Consider the following 16,538-nt stretch of genomic DNA (forward strand, 5'->3'; position numbering starts at 1 on the left):
GGGGTTTCTCAGGGGTAGATCGGGCCAAGCCTCAAAAACTGAGACCTGGTCGGGACCTGGCCGGCATCACATCATGCCGCCCATGCCTCCCATTCCGCCCATACCACCCATGTCCGGCATGCCGCCGCCGGCTTTCTCGTCTTCCGGCTCATCTGCAACCATCGCCTCGGTGGTGATGATCAGAGACGCAACAGAAGCCGCAGCCTGCAGTGCAGAGCGGGTTACCTTGGCAGGATCCAGGATACCCATCTCCAGCATGTCGCCGTACTCTTCAGTGGCCGCGTTGTAACCGTAGGCGCCCTGGCCTTCTTTTACCTTGGCCACAACAACTGAGGACTCACCACCAGCGTTGAATACGATCTGACGCAGCGGAGCTTCCATGGCACGACGCAGGATGTTAACACCGGCCTTCTGCTCTTCGTTGATGGCATCAACCTTGTCCAGCGCAGCGATAGCGCGGATCAGGGTTACACCACCACCGGCTACGATGCCTTCTTCAACGGCAGCGCGGGTAGAGTGCAGCGCGTCTTCAACGCGAGCCTTCTTCTCTTTCATTTCCACTTCAGAACCGGCACCGATCTTGATTACGGCAACACCGCCAGCCAGCTTGGCTACGCGCTCTTGCAGTTTCTCTTTGTCATAGTCAGAAGTGCTGTCTTCGATCTGCTTGCGGATCTGCTCAACGCGGGCTTCGATGTCGCCCTGGGCACCGGCACCGCCAATAATGGTGGTGTTTTCCTTGGTTACGTTAACACGCTTGGCCGTACCCAGGTCATCCAGAGTGGTGTTCTCCAGAGTCAGGCCTACTTCTTCGGAAATCACAGTACCACCGGTCAGGATGGCGATGTCCTGCAGCATTTCCTTACGACGGTCACCAAAGCCAGGCGCCTTGACGGCGTTGACTTTAACGATGCCACGCATGTTGTTCACAACCAGGGTTGCCAGCGCTTCGCCTTCGATGTCTTCAGCGATGATCTGCAGCGGCTTGCCCGCCTTGGCGACAGCTTCCAGCACCGGCAGCAGTTCGCGGATGTTGGAGATCTTCTTGTCTACCAGCAGGATGTACGGGTCATCCAGTTCAGCAGACATGCTGTCCTGGTTGTTGATGAAGTACGGGCTCAGGTAACCACGGTCGAACTGCATACCTTCGACTACGTCCAGCTCGTCTTCCAGGCCACGGCCTTCTTCAACAGTAATAACGCCTTCTTTACCTACACGCTCCATGGCGTCGGCAATGATGCGGCCGATTGTCTCGTCGCCGTTGGCAGAGATAGTACCAACCTGGGCGATGTTGCGGCTGTCGTCACAAGGAGTTGCCATTTCACGGATGGCCTTTACGGCTTCAGCGGTGGCTTTGTCGATGCCGCGCTTCAGGTCCATCGGGTTCATGCCGGCGGTTACCGCCTTGATACCCTCACTCACAATGGCCTGGGCCAGAACGGTTGCGGTGGTCGTGCCGTCACCGGCGGTTTCGTTGGCCTGGGAAGCAACTTCCTTGACCATCTGCGCGCCCATGTTTTCGAACTTGTCTTTCAGTTCGATTTCCTTGGCTACGGAAACACCGTCTTTGGTTACAGTCGGAGAACCGAACGACTTCTCCAGAACCACGTTACGGCCTTTCGGGCCCAGCGTTACCTTTACGGCGTCTGCCAGAACATTTACACCTGCAACCATGCGTTTGCGGGCGCTATCACCGAACTTAACGTCTTTTGCTGCCATGTCTTCTATTCCTGTTCGTTAAACCGAAGTTGAATCAGATCGGGTTAATGAGCGTTCGTGCTTATCGCGGTTGCGATCACTCAAGCACGCCGTAGATTTCGCTTTCGCTCATAATGAGCAGCTCTTCACCATCAACCTTAACGGTGTTACCGGCATACTGGCCGAAGACCACGGTGTCACCCACCTTGACCGCCAGTGCACGGGTTTCGCCGTTATCCAGAACACGGCCGTTGCCTACTGCAACAACCTCGCCCTGGGAAGGCTTCTCTTTGGCGTTACCCGGCAGCACGATGCCACCCGCAGTTTTCTCTTCTTCTTCCTTACGGCGTACGACAACACGATCGTGGAGCGGACGAATTTTCATTGCTCTGTTTCTCCAATAGTCAGATTAATGTGGCAATGACAATTGCATGTTAAAAATGTCTGGCCGGAACCCCGGACCGGACAAACTGCCCCGGCATCCAAGCCACTGATAGTCAGTAGTTTTCAGCCTGAGACGAATCTGTGGTGAGTTAATGGGGTTGCCGGAAACGTTTTCAACACCCCTGAACGAAAAATTTTTCACTTTTTTTCGAGGCGATCGCGGTCTGTCCGGGTCTGATCCTGGTACTCGCCCTCGATAATGTCGCCATTGGCGCCCCGGGATTGATAGAAAAAACTCCGGCTGTGAACCTGCCCGGCCACGGTCATCCGCTTCAGCGCCTGCGCCGCCAGCCAGTGCCGCGTACCCGGCAACAAACACAGAAAACCGAAGGTGTCGGTAATGAAGCCCGGAGTCAGCAACATGGCACCACCCACCGCAAGAATCAGCCCTTCGGCCACTTCCTTCGCCGGCAGTTCACCACTGTTGAGCCGTTCATTCGCCCGCAATAACGTGGCCAGCCCTTGCTGGCGCAACAACCAGGCACCGATTACCGCAGTAAGAAAAACCAGCCCGACGGTGTTCAGCACGCCAATCAAGCTGCCAACCTGAATCAGCACCGCCAGCTCGGCGATAGGCATAACGATGAAAAGAAAAAAGAAAACGGGCAAAATGCCTCCCATAAAAACGACGCAGACACACAGAACGTAGAACCACTTCTGACTTTAATTAGGGCAAACAATGAAACTTCAAGACTCGGTAATTGCAATCACCGGCGGTGGCCAGGGCCTCGGCCGCGCCATGGCGGAATACCTGGCAGCCAAGGGCGCCAGGATCGCCCTCATCGACCTGATGGAAGACAAACTCGTTGAGGCTGCCGAAGCCTGCAAAAAAGCCGGTGGCGATGCCAAAACTTACGTCTGCAACGTGGCTAAAGAAGAGGATGTAGAGGCTACCTTCCAGGCCATCATCAACGACTTCGGCCACCTGAATGGCCTGGTGAACAACGCCGGCATTCTGCGCGACGGCCTGCTGGTGAAGTTCAAAGACGGCAAGCTGGAAAAGCGCATGGAGCTGGCACAGTGGCAATCCGTTATCGACGTAAACCTCACCGGCGTGTTCCTGTGTGGCCGTGAAGCCGCCACCCGCATGATCGAAAACGGCGACCAGGGCGCGATCATCAACATTGCCTCCATCTCCCGCGCAGGCAACATGGGCCAGAGCAACTATTCTGCCGCCAAGGCCGGCGTGTCTGCCCTGGTTCCGGTCTGGGCCAAGGAGCTCGCCCGCTACGGCATCCGCTGCATGGGCATCGCCCCGGGCTTTATCGAAACGGAAATGACCGCCTCCATGAAGCCGGAAGCCCTGGAGAAAATGACCGCCGGCATCCCGCTCAAGCGCATGGGCAAGCCGGAGGAAATCGCCTCTGCGGTGGCATTCATCCTGGAGAACGACTATGTCTCCGGCCGCATGATCGAAGTGGACGGCGCCTTGCGCCTGTAACCCGGCCAAACCCGGAGCTCTGAATGAACGAGTCCGAAAAGGAACCGACAAAGGAGCAGAAAATCTGGCAGGTAGTGGCCGCTATTCCCGAAGGGAAAGTGGCCAGCTACGGCCAGGTAGCCGCCATGGCCGGCCTCGGCCGCCAGGCGCGCTTCGTTGGCCGGGCGCTGGGCAAGCTGCCCGCCGGCCACAGCATCCCCTGGCACCGGGTTATCCGGAGCAACGGCCAGATCGCTTTTCCTGAAGGCACAGAAACCTGCCAGCTTCAAACCGAGAAGCTGAGGCTCGAAGGGGTGGATGTATATAAAGGAAGGGTAAAAATGAAAGACTTTCAGTGGCAGCCCTGAGCCAAAAGCCCAGGGCCGCACTGATATTACCGCAGACTCAGATCAAACCGCCTTGGCAGCAATGATCTTGTCGTGCCACTCAACCGGGCCGGTCTGGTGCACGGAGCTGCCGCGGGAATCTACCGCTACGGTGACCGGCATGTCTTCCACTTCAAACTCGTAAATGGCTTCCATACCCAGCTCTTCGAAGGCCACAACCTTGGCACCCTTGATGGCCTTGGACACCAGGTAAGCGGCTCCGCCTACGGCCATCAGGTACACCGCGCCGTGCTTTTTGATCGCGTCGATGGCAACCTGGCCGCGTTCGGCTTTACCGATCATGCCGGTCAGGCCGGTTTTCTCCAGCATGGTGTCGGTGAACTTGTCCATACGGGTGGCGGTGGTGGGGCCAGCCGGGCCAACCACTTCTTCGCGAACGGGATCAACCGGGCCCACGTAATAAATGAAGCGACCTTTCAGATCCACCGGCAGCTCTTCGCCGCGCTCGATCATATCCACCATCTTCTTGTGGGCAGCATCACGGCCGGTCAGCATCTTGCCGGACAGCAAAACAGTTTCACCCGGCTGCCAGTCTTTCACGTCTTCCGGTGTCACGGTGTCCAGGTTCACGCGGCGAACATTCTCGCCCACTTCCCAGGTGATTTCCGGCCAGTCGTCCAGGCTCGGCGGCGTCTGCAGGGACGGACCAGTGCCATCCAGCACAAAGTGCGCGTGGCGGGTAGCGGCACAGTTCGGGATGATCGCCACCGGCTTGTTGGCCGCGTGGGTCGGGTAATCTTTTACCTTCACATCCAGCACGGTAGTCAGGCCACCCAGACCCTGGGCGCCGATACCCAGATCGTTTACCTTCTCGAACAGCTCAAGGCGCAGCTCTTCAGCGCGGTTGGAGGCGCCACGGGCCTGCAGATCGTGAATATCGATCGGATCCAGCAGGGCTTCCTTGGCCAGTTCCATCGCCTTCTCGGCGGTACCACCAATACCGATACCCAGCATGCCAGGCGGACACCAGCCGGCACCCATCTGCGGAATCATTTTCAGAACCCACTCCACCACAGAGTCAGAGGGGTTCAGCATGGCAAACTTGGACTTGGCTTCAGAACCGCCGCCCTTGGCTGCCACGTGGATTTCCACGGTGTTACCCGGCACCATCTTGTAGTGGATGATGGCCGGGGTGTTGTCCTTGGTGTTCTGGCGCTTGCCGTCCGGGTCTGCCAGCACAGAGGCCCGCAGCACGTTGTCCGGATGGGTATAAGCGCGGCGAACGCCTTCGTTGATCACATCGTCCAGCGCCATGTCGCACTCGAACTTCACATCCATACCGATGTTCACGAACACGGTAACAATGCCGGTGTCCTGGCAAATCGGGCGATGGCCCTGGGCGCACATACGGGAGTTAATCAGAATCTGGGCCATGGCATCCTTGGCCGCCTGGGACTCTTCCCGCTGGTAGGCCTCGTACACGGCCTGGATGAAATCCTTCGGGTGGTAGTAGGAAATAAACTGCAGCGCATCGGCTACGCTTTCGATCAGGTCGTCCTGGCGGATTACGGTGGTCATAGTCGCCTCATCAGCTTTCTGATTATGGGAATGGTGCGGAACTGCCAAGGCAGCCCCTGCCTTTAAATAAGGAAGCGAGAGTTTACCAGAAATTCCCGCCGGCGCGTGATGCGACGGAAGGCGAACGGCGCTATTACCTGAAACGGCAAAATCTATGGCCCGTTCCGTTGATATTCGCAACAAATTGTTAAAAGCGACGGTTCTGTGCACCCGGCCACTCGACAAACCCCTCACAGCCCACTATTTTTCAGGAAGGCCACTCCAACCGTGCGAGGAGGGATTCCAGAAGCAGAATCACACTTTTGGCTGATCAACACTTGCCACTGTGTCGCTATAGTCAAAGCTACAGAAATTGGCTAAACGTGCTGGCTACAATTTCAGACAACCAAACAGACAAGCAGAACAGGCAAAAGAGCGGAATTCAGGGGCCGACCGGTTCCGTCTAAGCCGGATATAACGAAACAACAACAGGAAAAGGTTCCACCCATGTTCAAGAAAACTCTAATAAGTCTTGCCGTGGCTTCTTCCCTTGGGTTGACTGGCTGTTTTGACAGCGCTTCCAGTGGGAAAAATGCGAATCCGGACTATCAGATCGAAGACACGACGATTGATAAAAGCCTCGTGAGACCGATCTTCGACCCGAACCCGCTCTCTCAGAACTTCAGCGTACCTACCCACTTCGACCTTCTGTTACTGTTAGGCGCAACGCTTGGCGCGAACCACGATTTTACGGCCCCTGCATCTGGGCCCGAGCCGGTAAGCAGCGCACTGGATAGTCTGTCTGGCTTTTCGACTACGAGTGCTTTTAATGTACGTTTCGATGGTGAGCTAAATGCGGATTCTGTAATCGCAGGGCAGACAGTTTTCCTTATCGCACTTGAAACCGACTCGCCTCTAAAGGGAACGCCAGCAGAGCTCGCATTGCCAGCGGTCAACCCAGCTGATATCGCAGGACTGGCCCCAGATGCAAATCAACCAAAGTTCAGAGCTGAAGCTGTCAACGTCGATAACGGCGTCAACAATGCCATCCGTATTACTCCTCTCGAGCCACTAGAAGAAGGCCGCAAGTACCTTGTTCTTGTTGGTAATGGCGTTAAAGGAGCCAACGGGAAAAGTGTAGACCAGTCAGTTCAGGGCCGAGCAATCGCTGAAGGCGCTCTCGGCAATGCAGCACTTGCAAACGTAAAAGCTATCGTTAGCGGGCTTAATGATCTGGGAACAAGTATAATTGGCGTGTCCGGCCAGGAAGTCGCACTGTCATACACGTTCACCACCAATAGCGACTCTGATGTACTTCGCGCCATGGCCGCACCGATCCCTTACTTGACAGCCCTGGGACAGAAAGTTGGCTTTACAGCACAGCTCAAGGCCGTACGGGATAATTTCCCTGATCTGAACTTCTCTGAGTTGACTGCAAAACTGGCCGATCTCGGAGAAAAGGCAACCCAACTTGAAGCTGGCGCCATCACACCGGCAGACCTCACCGCAGAAGAGCTGAATGCCTTGACGGACCTCGGTGCCGCAAGTGCTATTGCGGAAAACATCCCGGCTGCAGTCCAGGCACAGATCGGCACAACACTGCACGTGGCGCAACCCCGTCCGTTCGTAAAACTGAGCGATAAGCCGGCAACGGATCTGCTGACAATCCAGAGCCTGGCACCTGCCGATGGCACCCCTGTGAATGAATGGAATCCGATCTATGCCGCTGCCACACAGGTAACCGTTTCTCAAGGCGCCGTTACATTGCCCTACTACCAGCACCTGCCTGGCGAAAGTGGTGATGGCATTACTGACGGGTTCTGGACTGGCAACACAGATCTTGAAGACTCCCTGAACACCATCCTTGCGGGTGAAGGGCAGGAAATTTTCAAGTTCCTGAGAGATGCCGATGGCTCTCTGAATGTGAACGGTAATTTCCCGTTCCCGCAACTCCAAGGAACGACAACCGTCCCTGTCGTTGTTTTCCGACCCAATGTAGGTGCAAATCAGCCTGATGCATGTCTGAAACCTGATGAAACGACCTATGCTCCAGCCAAAGGCGTGACCATCCTCCAGCATGGCATTACTGTGGATCGCAGTGCGGCCATGCTTCCAGCAATTTCGCTAGCAGCGTCGACTTGTCAAGCTGTGGTAGCGATAGACCAGCCGCTGCACGGCCTTGCTGGTGATAACGAAGATATCCCTGGAATCCAACCGGGCACGCTGATAGGCCTTGATACCCTTGACGATGCTGCAACCACAGAACTTAAAACTAAAGCTGAGCAAATCCAGGCAGCGTACGTTGGGGCTTTGGGAGGCGATCCCTCAGCAGTGTGTGGTGAACCTCCAACTCAAGAAGCTCAGTATGCGTGCCTTCAGGTAGACTTGATGGGCAAACTGCTTTCTTCTGACTACTTCGGTGAACGCCACTTCAACTTCACCAATGATGGCAACCTGAACGCAGTTTCAGCACCAATTGAAGATGTGAGCTCTGGCAGCTTGTTCATAAACCCACTGAATATGCTGAACAGCAGGGACAACCTTCGCCAAGGCGTAATCGACTTGCTCAACCTGTCTTCTACCGTTCAGTTGATGCCAATTCTCGACGTAGACGATAACAAACTGGATGATCCAATCTTCGCCGATCTGCCAGTTAATTTCGTGGGCCATTCCCTTGGCGGGATTTCTGGATCGGTCTATGCCTCGCTGGCTAATGATCCCGCTACCCAGTTCATCGGTGTAGATCCGGAGACAGGCCCGATCTCAAGCCCTACTGCGGAGTACCTGCCTGAACTGAACTCTGTCGTCCTGCACGACACAGGTGGTCAGGTAACCAGGCTGATCGAGAACTCGCCAAGCATTTCTCCAGCAATTCTCGGAGGTCTTGCCAGCAAAGGAGTTGCCCAGGGAACCAGTGACTTCGAGAATTTCTTCTACATCTTCCAGTCGTTGCTCGATGGCGGTGACCCTGTCACCTTTGCAAATGAGCTGGGAGCGTTTGGAGACAGTCTATTGATCACGGAAGTTGTTGGAGACAGCACCGTACCTAACGAGGCAAACGTTAACCCGCTTGACAGCGCTTACTCCGCGCCACTCGCGGGAACAGAACCTCTGATGGCACTTCTCGATATCGGGGCTGGCGGCGCCACTCTGGCAGACGGAGCTGAAGGACTGGGCATCATGGAACTGGGAGCTGATAGTGGTGTCCAGATGCCCGTTGCAACGTTCTTTGACGGCACGAACCCATGTTCCGATGCTAACCACGGAACCTTCGTAGCTCCGGTTGCTCCAAATGCTCAGTGTCCGGGTGGTTTCGCCGACACCAGCATTGCATTCAGCGCTATGGTAAGACAGACCGGTGCAGCGCTTTCCGGCTTGACCATCCAGGCAACACCCGAGGATATCGCGGCCTCTCTCGGCGACAGCACTACCCTGGAAAATGCACTGGACCAGGATCAGTCCCAGTAAAACACCAAGGACACGGTGAAACAGAAAGCCCCGGAAATTTCCGGGGCTTTCTCGTTAGTAGGTGCCGGGAAGCCAATTAGAACTTCCCGACCCTTTACAAAGCTACCTCACTCCTGCGTAACCACTACCTCACTCTGAGGCAACAGGTTCGCCTCAATGTCCTCCTCAGCAAAAGGCAGCAGACGATACTCCTTATTGGAATACATCTCGCTCTGATCACTAAAGTACGGTGACATGGCGTCCGTAGACTGCGAGTAGCTAACCAGCCCGTAGGCCTCCGGTCCGTTATCCGTAAACTCCAGACCAAAGTGCCAACTGGTTCCGCGCGCCATCAACCAGCCATCAATCCCATCAGTTCCATCCGATAGGCCGGCTGTATTCGAAATAGTGGAAGGGACAATACGCGGGAAACGGGTGTCCTCCAGGAACGGATCCGTCACCACACCGATGGCATTGAATGCACCATCAATGTTGCCGTCACCACCGTGCCAGGGAATAGGCTGCGTTAGGGTCACAGGAACACCGTCAGTGCCCGGAACAACCCCACCCGAGGCCTGGTAATATTGAAGGTCACCAAGAACAGCTGTGGGCGCAATTCCCTGTGAGTCCAGCGAGCTTGCACCGGCGGCAAGAGCGATAAGCATCGGATCGCTTGCGGTTCCTGCGTTCTCTTCAGACGGGTCTGCAGGCGTATAAACCGGATCTGTAGGATTAAATGAAGTAGCCAGATCAGAATCCATGTCATCAATGTAGTTGGCCATGAAGACCCGAAAAATGTGGGCACCCACACTGTCCTTGTCATAGAGACCATCCCAGTTCGCCAGAGCCTGGCACCACGAAGTCAGATCTACTTCGTTCACAGGCGTGGCGCCAATTGCAGCACATCGATCACGCAACTCCGGCAAGAACTGTTCGGCGTACCAAGCCCGGTTGTTCCAGATCACGCCAATCAGGTCCTTTGCCCCGAACTTGCCATCCTGGCCAGCGGGAAGCGGTGCATCCGGGAAGCCGGCATCCATTGGGTTCTGGAGCATCTTGATACCGAGACGCGTCCTGGCATTAATGGGAGCATTTTCTTCCCCGAAGAGCGGAGAATACCCAGTCAGGAATTCATCAGGATTCGTGGCCCAGTAACTGCTGTTGGAATTCTGCACCCAGTCAGCACGTACCAGCTTTGGCTTCTGGTCATAAGGAACCAACGGACCACATTCGGTTTCAACCCAGTCTTCCTGGGAAAGACGGCCATCCAGTAACGTCACTCCCTGATCGAATAGACCAGCATAGGAGGAACTGGCAGCCCGTCGGAAATTGACCAGCGCAATGGCTTTCTCCGAGAGGTTTGGCACCGAACTGCTGTCGATATAGAAGGCATTGCCCTGATCATCGGCATAGGTCGTGTTGGTCCAGAGCGTGGAACCGCAGTTTCTGAAGACGCCCTGGAACTGCTCCAGATTGGTTGCCCGACTCATCTGTAACCATGTATCCAGCAATCCGCCGGTATTGGCGTTGGCATCACGATAAGTGATTGCCACCGGCACCTCAGAGTTCAGTGCTCCGGTATCTCCCCATGCCGGCAACTGACTGCTGACAGCATTCGCTGCAATCATCGGGCCGTACTCAGAGAAGTAAAAATCTCTCTCCAGAACCACCGGCTCCATGAGCCCCATGTCGACCTCGATCTGATAGGTCTCGACCTCAATCGGCTTTTCAACACCATCCTTCACATAGGCGAGATTGTCACCGTCCTTGAGAACCAACTCATACCAGGTGAATCGGCGGCTGGTCGTTACAGTATGAGACCAGGCGAGGTTCTGGTTGAAGTTGATAAGCGGGATTGCTGTACCCAGCAAACCGGCACCATGCACATTCAGATAACCAGGTACTGTCATCTGCACCTCATAAAGGCGGCGGTGTCCGGTGTACGGGAAATGCGGGTTTGCCAACAAAGCGCCCCTGCCCTGCTCGGACATGGTTTTACCGATACCCCACGCGTTACTGGCCAGCCCTATATCACTGAAGTTCTGAATCGACTTGGCCCCGGCACTGGCAGTGGCTACCACCTGCTTCCGGAGTTGCTCAACTTCCTCAGCCTGGGCCACATCATTTGCTGCGACAGGCGCGGGGCTTACGCCAGGGGGAGCAGCAAGAAAAACCGCCCCCGTGGCAAACAGGGCGCCACTGGCGTACTGACCCACGACCCGGTAATGGGCGAGCAGATCAAGAGGCGTGATGGGCTGAACCCAGGGTTGGTCCCGACACTCAGCAGGAAAGTCTGCCGAATCGGTTTGGCTTACGTATTTGTTGTATCCGGCTACAAAGCCATCGACGAGAGCCTTGCTCTCATCACTGAGAGTTGGATACTCGGCTTCCGCGCCACTGTAGATCTTTTGGGCTTTGTAACTGAAGTCGTTGACGATGTTCAGGCCAACGCCAAACTGGGTATCCGGGCCGGGCCCAAAGTACTTGGATCGCTCACTGCGGGCCTTGACCACCGCCTCTGCCAACATACAAACATTATCCTGGGCCTGAGCATATCCATGCCCAAAGGCCGCAGATTTAAGATTGTCTGCCTTGACGTGCGGTACGCCGCCGGTAGTCCTTCGAATAGTTGCTTCAAGCGTCCCATCTGCGGAAAAAAGATTGGTATTCAGTTCAGGCTCCGAGCTTCCGGAAGAACTGTCCCCGTCAAAGCAGCCCCCCAGAAAAGCACTGCTAACTATAACCAAACCCAACCCAAGCCTTCGCCCGGTTGTCTGGAATTTCCTGATTTTCATAGTGTCGTCCTTATAGTTGTTCACTACGGTGTTATCGCCAAAGGCGACACTATAAAACCTAGCAGAGTGTCAGGTTTTCCATCGGAAAGCCTGAAGCCCTGTTCAGGAATAAATTCTTCTAAGTAAAGGACTCCTTAGTACTGTTTTAATAAACCGGGTTACATCAGACGAACTTGATGGGGTTGCCTGATTGCCTCTGCATCTCCCCATCCCCCCGATCAACCTCAATCACCATCCCCCTGACCTTCAACTGCGGATGCTCCGCCGCCTCTGAAATCGTCAGCACCGGCTCGACACAGGCATCCTGCCCGGCAAAAATTTCCTGCCACTCCGCCAGCGTCTTCTCTTTCACTTTCTCCTGGATGGCCGCCTTGAGCTGCTTCTGATCATCCGGCTTCTGGCTCAAGGCCTGGCTTTTCATCTCGGACAGCCCCAGCGCGTCACATAGTCGGGCCGAGAACTGCGGCTCCAGGCTGCCCACAGACAACCAACGGCCATCGCTGGTCTGGTAGTAGTCGTAGAAAGTGCCGCCATTAAGCATGCCACCTTCGGGTTTCTGCTCCACACCGCCAGCCAGTGCCGCAGCGCCGGCCATGGCATTCAAGGCAAAGGCGGCATCGGTCATGCTGATGTCGATGAAGGCGCCCTGCCCGGTTTGCTGGCGCTGGATGACAGCGGCGAGGATGCCCATGACGGCATGGTGGGAGCCGCCGGCTACGTCGGCAATCTGGATACCCATGGGGGGCGGGCCGCTGTCGGCGCGGCCGCAGTGGCTGGCAACACCGGAGATGGCCAGGTAGTTGATGTCGTGGCCGGCGCGGTCTTTGTGGGGGCCGGTCTGGCCATAGCCGGTGATGGCGCAGTAGATCAGTTTCGGGTTGATGGCTTTCAGGGTTTCATACCCCACGCCCAGGCGGTCCATTACGCCGGGGCGAAACTGTTCCACCACAATGTCGTAGTCCTTCACCAGTTCCTTGATCTTCTCCACGCTTTCCGGCTGCTTCAGATTGAGCTGCAGGGTTTGCTTGCCACGGCTCAGGTAAGAAAACGTAGTACTGAACTTGCCATCAAAGGGCGGCATTACCTTGGCCAGGTCTACCCGGTCGGGGGCTTCTACCCTCAGCACTTCGGCGCCCATATCCGCCAGCATCATGGTGGCGTAGGGGCCGGGCAGCAGGGTGCTGAAATCCAGGACTTTCAGGGTACTCAGTGGGCCGGGCATGGAGGTGCTCCTTTTCGTTGTTATGGGTATAGGGTTACTGTGCATCATGCTGCCGTGTTTTGCCGGCGGGGCCAACTGCCGGTTACTTCATTCCTATTGGCAGTTTCTTCCAATGTCCGGCAAATCAGGTGGTTGCATTGTGGCGCCGGCCACTTATGATGAAACACGTTTTAATTTTGGCTCAGGTTATGTCTACCCTCACGGTTTCCAAACACTTTGTTGAAGCATCCCTGTCCGGCGCACAAAGGCTGGGGCTGGATGTGCACGAGTTGTTGCAGGAAGCCGGTATCTCGCCGGATTTGTTGCGTATCGAGAAAGCGCGGGTCAGCAGTGATCAGTTCAGCACCCTGATGCAGGTAATCTGGAGCCGCACCGGTGATGAGTTTATGGGGCTGGGTTCGCGCCGGGCCCGTACCGGCACTTTCGCCACCATGTGTGCACTGGTGATTGACTGCCAGACCCTGGAAGAGGTGTATCAGCGGGCGTTTCAGTTCTCCCGCCTGTTCGAGCCCATGATCGCCCTGGAGCTGGAAGTGGGCGAAGACAGCGCCCGGCTGGTGACGCGAATCGAAGGTAAAATCCACGACCCGGACCACTACCTGCGGGAAAGCATTCTGGTGATCTGGCACCGCTTAGGCAGCTGGCTGATCGGTCAGCCGGTGGAGCTGGAGAAAGCCGAGTTTGATTACCCTCGGCCGGAGCATGGCGATGAGTACCGCCATATCTTCCACTGCCCGCTGAGCTTTGACTCTGATTGCACCGCCCTCACCTTCAGCAAGCGCTTTCTGTCTGTCCCGGTGATTCGGGATAAGCCGGAGATGCGGCAGTTTCTGAAAACTTCCCCTGCGGACCTGCTATCCCGTCCAGATGAAAGCAACACCTGGACCGGCCGCATCCGGGGCCTGATTGGCCGGGATTTCTCCAGGCCCATGCCGGATTTCGACTGGATTGCCCAGGAGCTGCATACCAGCCCGCAAACCCTGCGCCGAAGGCTGAAGCAGGAAAACACGTCGTTTCAGGAGATCAAGGATTTACTGCGGCGGGATATGGCCATCTACTACCTGAGCCATCAGGAACTGCCCATTAACGATATCGCCGAGCGGGTAGGCTTTACCGAGCCTTCCACCTTCCACCGGGCCTTCAAGAAGTGGACCGGGGTTACCCCGGGCGCCTGGCGGGAAGGCGAGCGGGGCGACCTGGTGTAATAATGCCCGCTCAGGAGCCGGAACGGCCCTGCTGCAGGTTACGAATTAGCCTACCCAGGGTCTGGGCCGCTTCCCGGGCTTTGTCCTGGTTCTGGGCCATCTGGAACAGGCGGGAGCCATCCCTCGGGTCGTATACCCAGCAGGCGGCGACGGCGGGCTCGCAATCCCAGCGCAGCTGAGGGTTTACACCGAACACAGGCAACACGCTGGTTTTACGCACAAAGCTGTTATCCAGCTCCCGGCGAATCTCCTGGACATTCACGTTGCTGTTATCAATCGTTACCCGGTACTGAATGTCGGCCGGCCGGTCCAGCCGCACCACGGTTTTGTCTCTGCGCCAGCCTGCGGTATCCAGCACCGCATTCAGGTGAATAACCAGCGCTTCCCGGTCAGTTCTGGCCAGGTACAGCTGACGCAGGGTTTTAAGGCTTTCCTGCCCGGCCGGTTCGATCACGGCAACCGACTCTTCTACCTGCGCAGCGCCTTCGGCCAGAGCGCGTACGTTATCCCGGTTTACCTTCTCGATATCGGTAATGAGCTTCAGGGATTCCTGATAATGCTGGCCTTCTGCGCCCGCCTGACTCACGTAGGTTTCCAGTGCCGCCCGGGCTTCGTTCAGGTGATTGGCCTTGAGCATTGCGCGGCCGCGATAATAGTGGTACTCCGCCGGTTTCTCACCTTCCATCGCCTGCAGGCGGTTCAGGAACTCGCCGGCCTCGGCCCAGTTGTCAGCCTGCACGGCCGCTTCGGTGGCCAGCATCAGCCGGCGGATTTCATGCTCGGGCTCCAGGGCAAACGCCTGTCCGGAAAAGGCCGCCAGCGCGGAAGACAGCACCAGGCCGGCCAGCCATGAACGCTTTGCCAGCGTTTGCCGCTTGTTCGATACCAACATTCTGCTACTCCTGAGTCTTCTCTGTGCTGTCTTCAGGCTCATCGGGCTCGTAAGGGTCGTCCGCATCTACCTCAGCCTGTTCCGTAATACTTTTGGGCAACTCTTTTTTAACCCGCACGCCCAGCTCCACAAACCGGTTGGCCTGGGAAATCAGGTTGCCGCGGCCACGGGTCAGGGTATTCATGGCGTTGTCGTAAGTGCCCTGCGCGGTGTGCAGCTGGCTGCCCAAGCGTTCCATAGCTATCACAAACACCCGCAGTTTGTCGTACACCGCGCTGGCCCTGTCGGCGATGCGCCGGGCATTCTGGCTTTGCCGTTCGTACCGCCAGATGTTCTCGATTGTCCGCAGGGTGGCCAGCAAGGTGGTGGGTGTCACCACAATAATCTTTCGCTCGAAGGCTTCCGCGAACAGGTTCTCGTCCTGCTGGAATGCTGCCACAAAAGCCGGCTCAATGGGCATGAACAAAAATACAAAGTCCGGTGAATGCAGGCCATTCAGCTGGCTGTAGTCTTTCTCGCTCAGGGTTCTGATGTGGTTGCGCACGGCTTCTACATGCTGTTTAAGGGCCTCTTCACGCGCGCTGTCTTCCTCTGCCACCACCCATTGCTGATAGGCCACCAGGGAAACCTTGGAATCGATCACCAGGTTGCGCTGGTCTGGCAGGTGCACAATCACGTCCGGACGCAGCAGCTGGTTGTCGTCGTCCCGGTAGCTGCCCTGGGTTTCATACTCCACGCCCTTGCGCAGGCCGGAACGCTCCAGCACCCGCTCCAGAATCAGCTCGCCCCAGTTGCCCTGCACTTTCTTGTCCCCTTTCAGGGCCCGGGTCAGGTTGGCGGCTTCTTCGGTAATCTGGCGGTTCAGCTCCTGTAGGGATTTGATCTCGCTGCGCAGGGCCTGGCGGTCGCGGGTTTCGGTGGTGTAAACGTCCTCCACCCGTTTGCGGAAGTCCTGTAACTGGTCGCGGAACGGGTTGAGCAAGGAATCCAGGCTGGTTTTGGATTGCTGGCTGAAGCGCTCAGTTTTCTGGTCGAAAATGCGGTTAGCCAGGTTCTCGAACTCCTGCTTTAGGGCATCCCGGTTGCGTTCCAGCAGTTCCAGCTTTTCATTGGCATTGCGGCGTTCTTTATCCAGGGTTACCTGCTGCTCCCGCAGATCGGCTTTCAGTTCGGTTACCTGGTTACGCCAGCCTTCAATCGCCGCTTCCAGCTTTGCCGACCGCGTTCTCTGCTCTGTCAGCGACTGCTCCAGGTGCTGAACCTGCTGGCTGTGAAGGGCGCCAGTATGCTGCTGCCCGGCCTTCAGCCTGAACAGCGCCCACAGCGTCAGCACCAGCAGAACAACACAGGCCGCAATCAGCCCCAGAAACCAGCCCGCCATCCACTCGGGGCGTTCAGCCATTGCCCGGATGAGTACGTCTGTCACAAGATTGAACTCCTTGATACGGGAACCATCAAACCCGAGAGTGTACCTGATTGCCACAAGCTTGTTACGGTGGCGGAACCACCAC

Annotated in this window: 12 protein-coding genes; 4 read left to right on the forward strand and 8 right to left on the reverse strand. The window is 56.5% G+C overall.

Annotated features, from left to right (window positions below):
- Positions 1 to 66 precede the first annotated feature (66 nt).
- The 3 genes from groL to Q668_RS09335 all read right to left on the reverse strand — a co-directional run bounded on the left by groL (position 67) and on the right by Q668_RS09335 (position 2,751).
- A complete protein-coding gene (gene groL, locus Q668_RS09325) occupies positions 67 to 1,719 on the reverse strand; it encodes a chaperonin GroEL (RefSeq protein ID WP_022989342.1) in 1,653 nt (550 codons plus the stop codon).
- 76 nt (positions 1,720 to 1,795) lie between these two features.
- The gene (gene groES / locus Q668_RS09330) at positions 1,796 to 2,083 is read right to left on the reverse strand and encodes a co-chaperone GroES (protein ID WP_022989343.1); all 288 of its coding nucleotides are present in this window, start codon (positions 2,081 to 2,083) and stop codon (positions 1,796 to 1,798) included.
- Between the two features lie 197 nt (positions 2,084 to 2,280).
- A complete protein-coding gene (locus Q668_RS09335; protein WP_036219659.1) occupies positions 2,281 to 2,751 on the reverse strand; it encodes an FxsA family protein in 471 nt (156 codons plus the stop codon).
- 70 nt (positions 2,752 to 2,821) lie between these two features.
- On the opposite strand from Q668_RS09335, the gene Q668_RS09340 reads away from it, so the two are divergent.
- Both Q668_RS09340 and Q668_RS09345 read left to right on the forward strand, forming a co-directional pair.
- The gene (locus Q668_RS09340; protein WP_022989345.1) at positions 2,822 to 3,583 is read left to right on the forward strand and encodes an SDR family oxidoreductase; all 762 of its coding nucleotides are present in this window, start codon (positions 2,822 to 2,824) and stop codon (positions 3,581 to 3,583) included.
- Between the two features lie 23 nt (positions 3,584 to 3,606).
- Positions 3,607 to 3,930: an MGMT family protein gene (locus Q668_RS09345; RefSeq protein WP_022989346.1), complete on the forward strand. Its 324-nt coding sequence runs from the start codon at positions 3,607 to 3,609 to the stop codon at positions 3,928 to 3,930.
- Positions 3,931 to 3,972: 42 nt separating this feature from the next.
- On the opposite strand, the gene Q668_RS09350 is transcribed toward Q668_RS09345, so the two are convergent.
- Positions 3,973 to 5,487, reverse strand: coding sequence for a fumarate hydratase (locus Q668_RS09350; protein ID WP_022989347.1), 1,515 nt, complete (start codon positions 5,485 to 5,487; stop codon positions 3,973 to 3,975).
- A gap of 486 nt (positions 5,488 to 5,973) precedes the next feature.
- On the opposite strand from Q668_RS09350, the gene Q668_RS09355 reads away from it, so the two are divergent.
- A complete protein-coding gene (locus Q668_RS09355; protein ID WP_022989348.1) occupies positions 5,974 to 8,934 on the forward strand; it encodes a hypothetical protein in 2,961 nt (986 codons plus the stop codon).
- A 107-nt stretch (positions 8,935 to 9,041) separates the two neighbouring features.
- On the opposite strand, the gene Q668_RS09360 is transcribed toward Q668_RS09355, so the two are convergent.
- Positions 9,042 to 11,708, reverse strand: coding sequence for a penicillin acylase family protein (locus Q668_RS09360; protein WP_022989349.1), 2,667 nt, complete (start codon positions 11,706 to 11,708; stop codon positions 9,042 to 9,044).
- A gap of 163 nt (positions 11,709 to 11,871) precedes the next feature.
- Positions 11,872 to 12,930 (reverse strand): CaiB/BaiF CoA transferase family protein, encoded by a 1,059-nt coding sequence (locus tag Q668_RS09365; RefSeq protein WP_022989350.1) that lies wholly within the window; start codon positions 12,928 to 12,930, stop codon positions 11,872 to 11,874.
- A 188-nt stretch (positions 12,931 to 13,118) separates the two neighbouring features.
- On the opposite strand from Q668_RS09365, the gene Q668_RS09370 reads away from it, so the two are divergent.
- On the forward strand, positions 13,119 to 14,135 hold the full coding sequence (locus tag Q668_RS09370) for an AraC family transcriptional regulator (protein ID WP_036219660.1): 1,017 nt from the start codon (positions 13,119 to 13,121) through the stop codon (positions 14,133 to 14,135).
- Between the two features lie 10 nt (positions 14,136 to 14,145).
- Here the strand turns inward: Q668_RS09370 and Q668_RS09375 are convergent, their stop codons facing one another.
- Positions 14,146 to 15,027 carry a hypothetical protein gene (locus Q668_RS09375; protein WP_022989352.1) on the reverse strand — a complete coding sequence of 294 codons (882 nt, stop codon included), beginning with the start codon at positions 15,025 to 15,027 and terminating at the stop codon, positions 14,146 to 14,148.
- A gap of 4 nt (positions 15,028 to 15,031) precedes the next feature.
- A complete protein-coding gene (locus tag Q668_RS09380) occupies positions 15,032 to 16,429 on the reverse strand; it encodes a DNA recombination protein RmuC (RefSeq protein ID WP_022989353.1) in 1,398 nt (465 codons plus the stop codon).
- Between the last annotated feature and the right edge of the window lie 109 nt (positions 16,430 to 16,538).

The sequence above is a fragment of the Marinobacter sp. ES-1 genome (assembly GCF_000475255.1).
Lineage (GTDB): Bacteria > Pseudomonadota > Gammaproteobacteria > Pseudomonadales > Oleiphilaceae > Marinobacter > Marinobacter vinifirmus.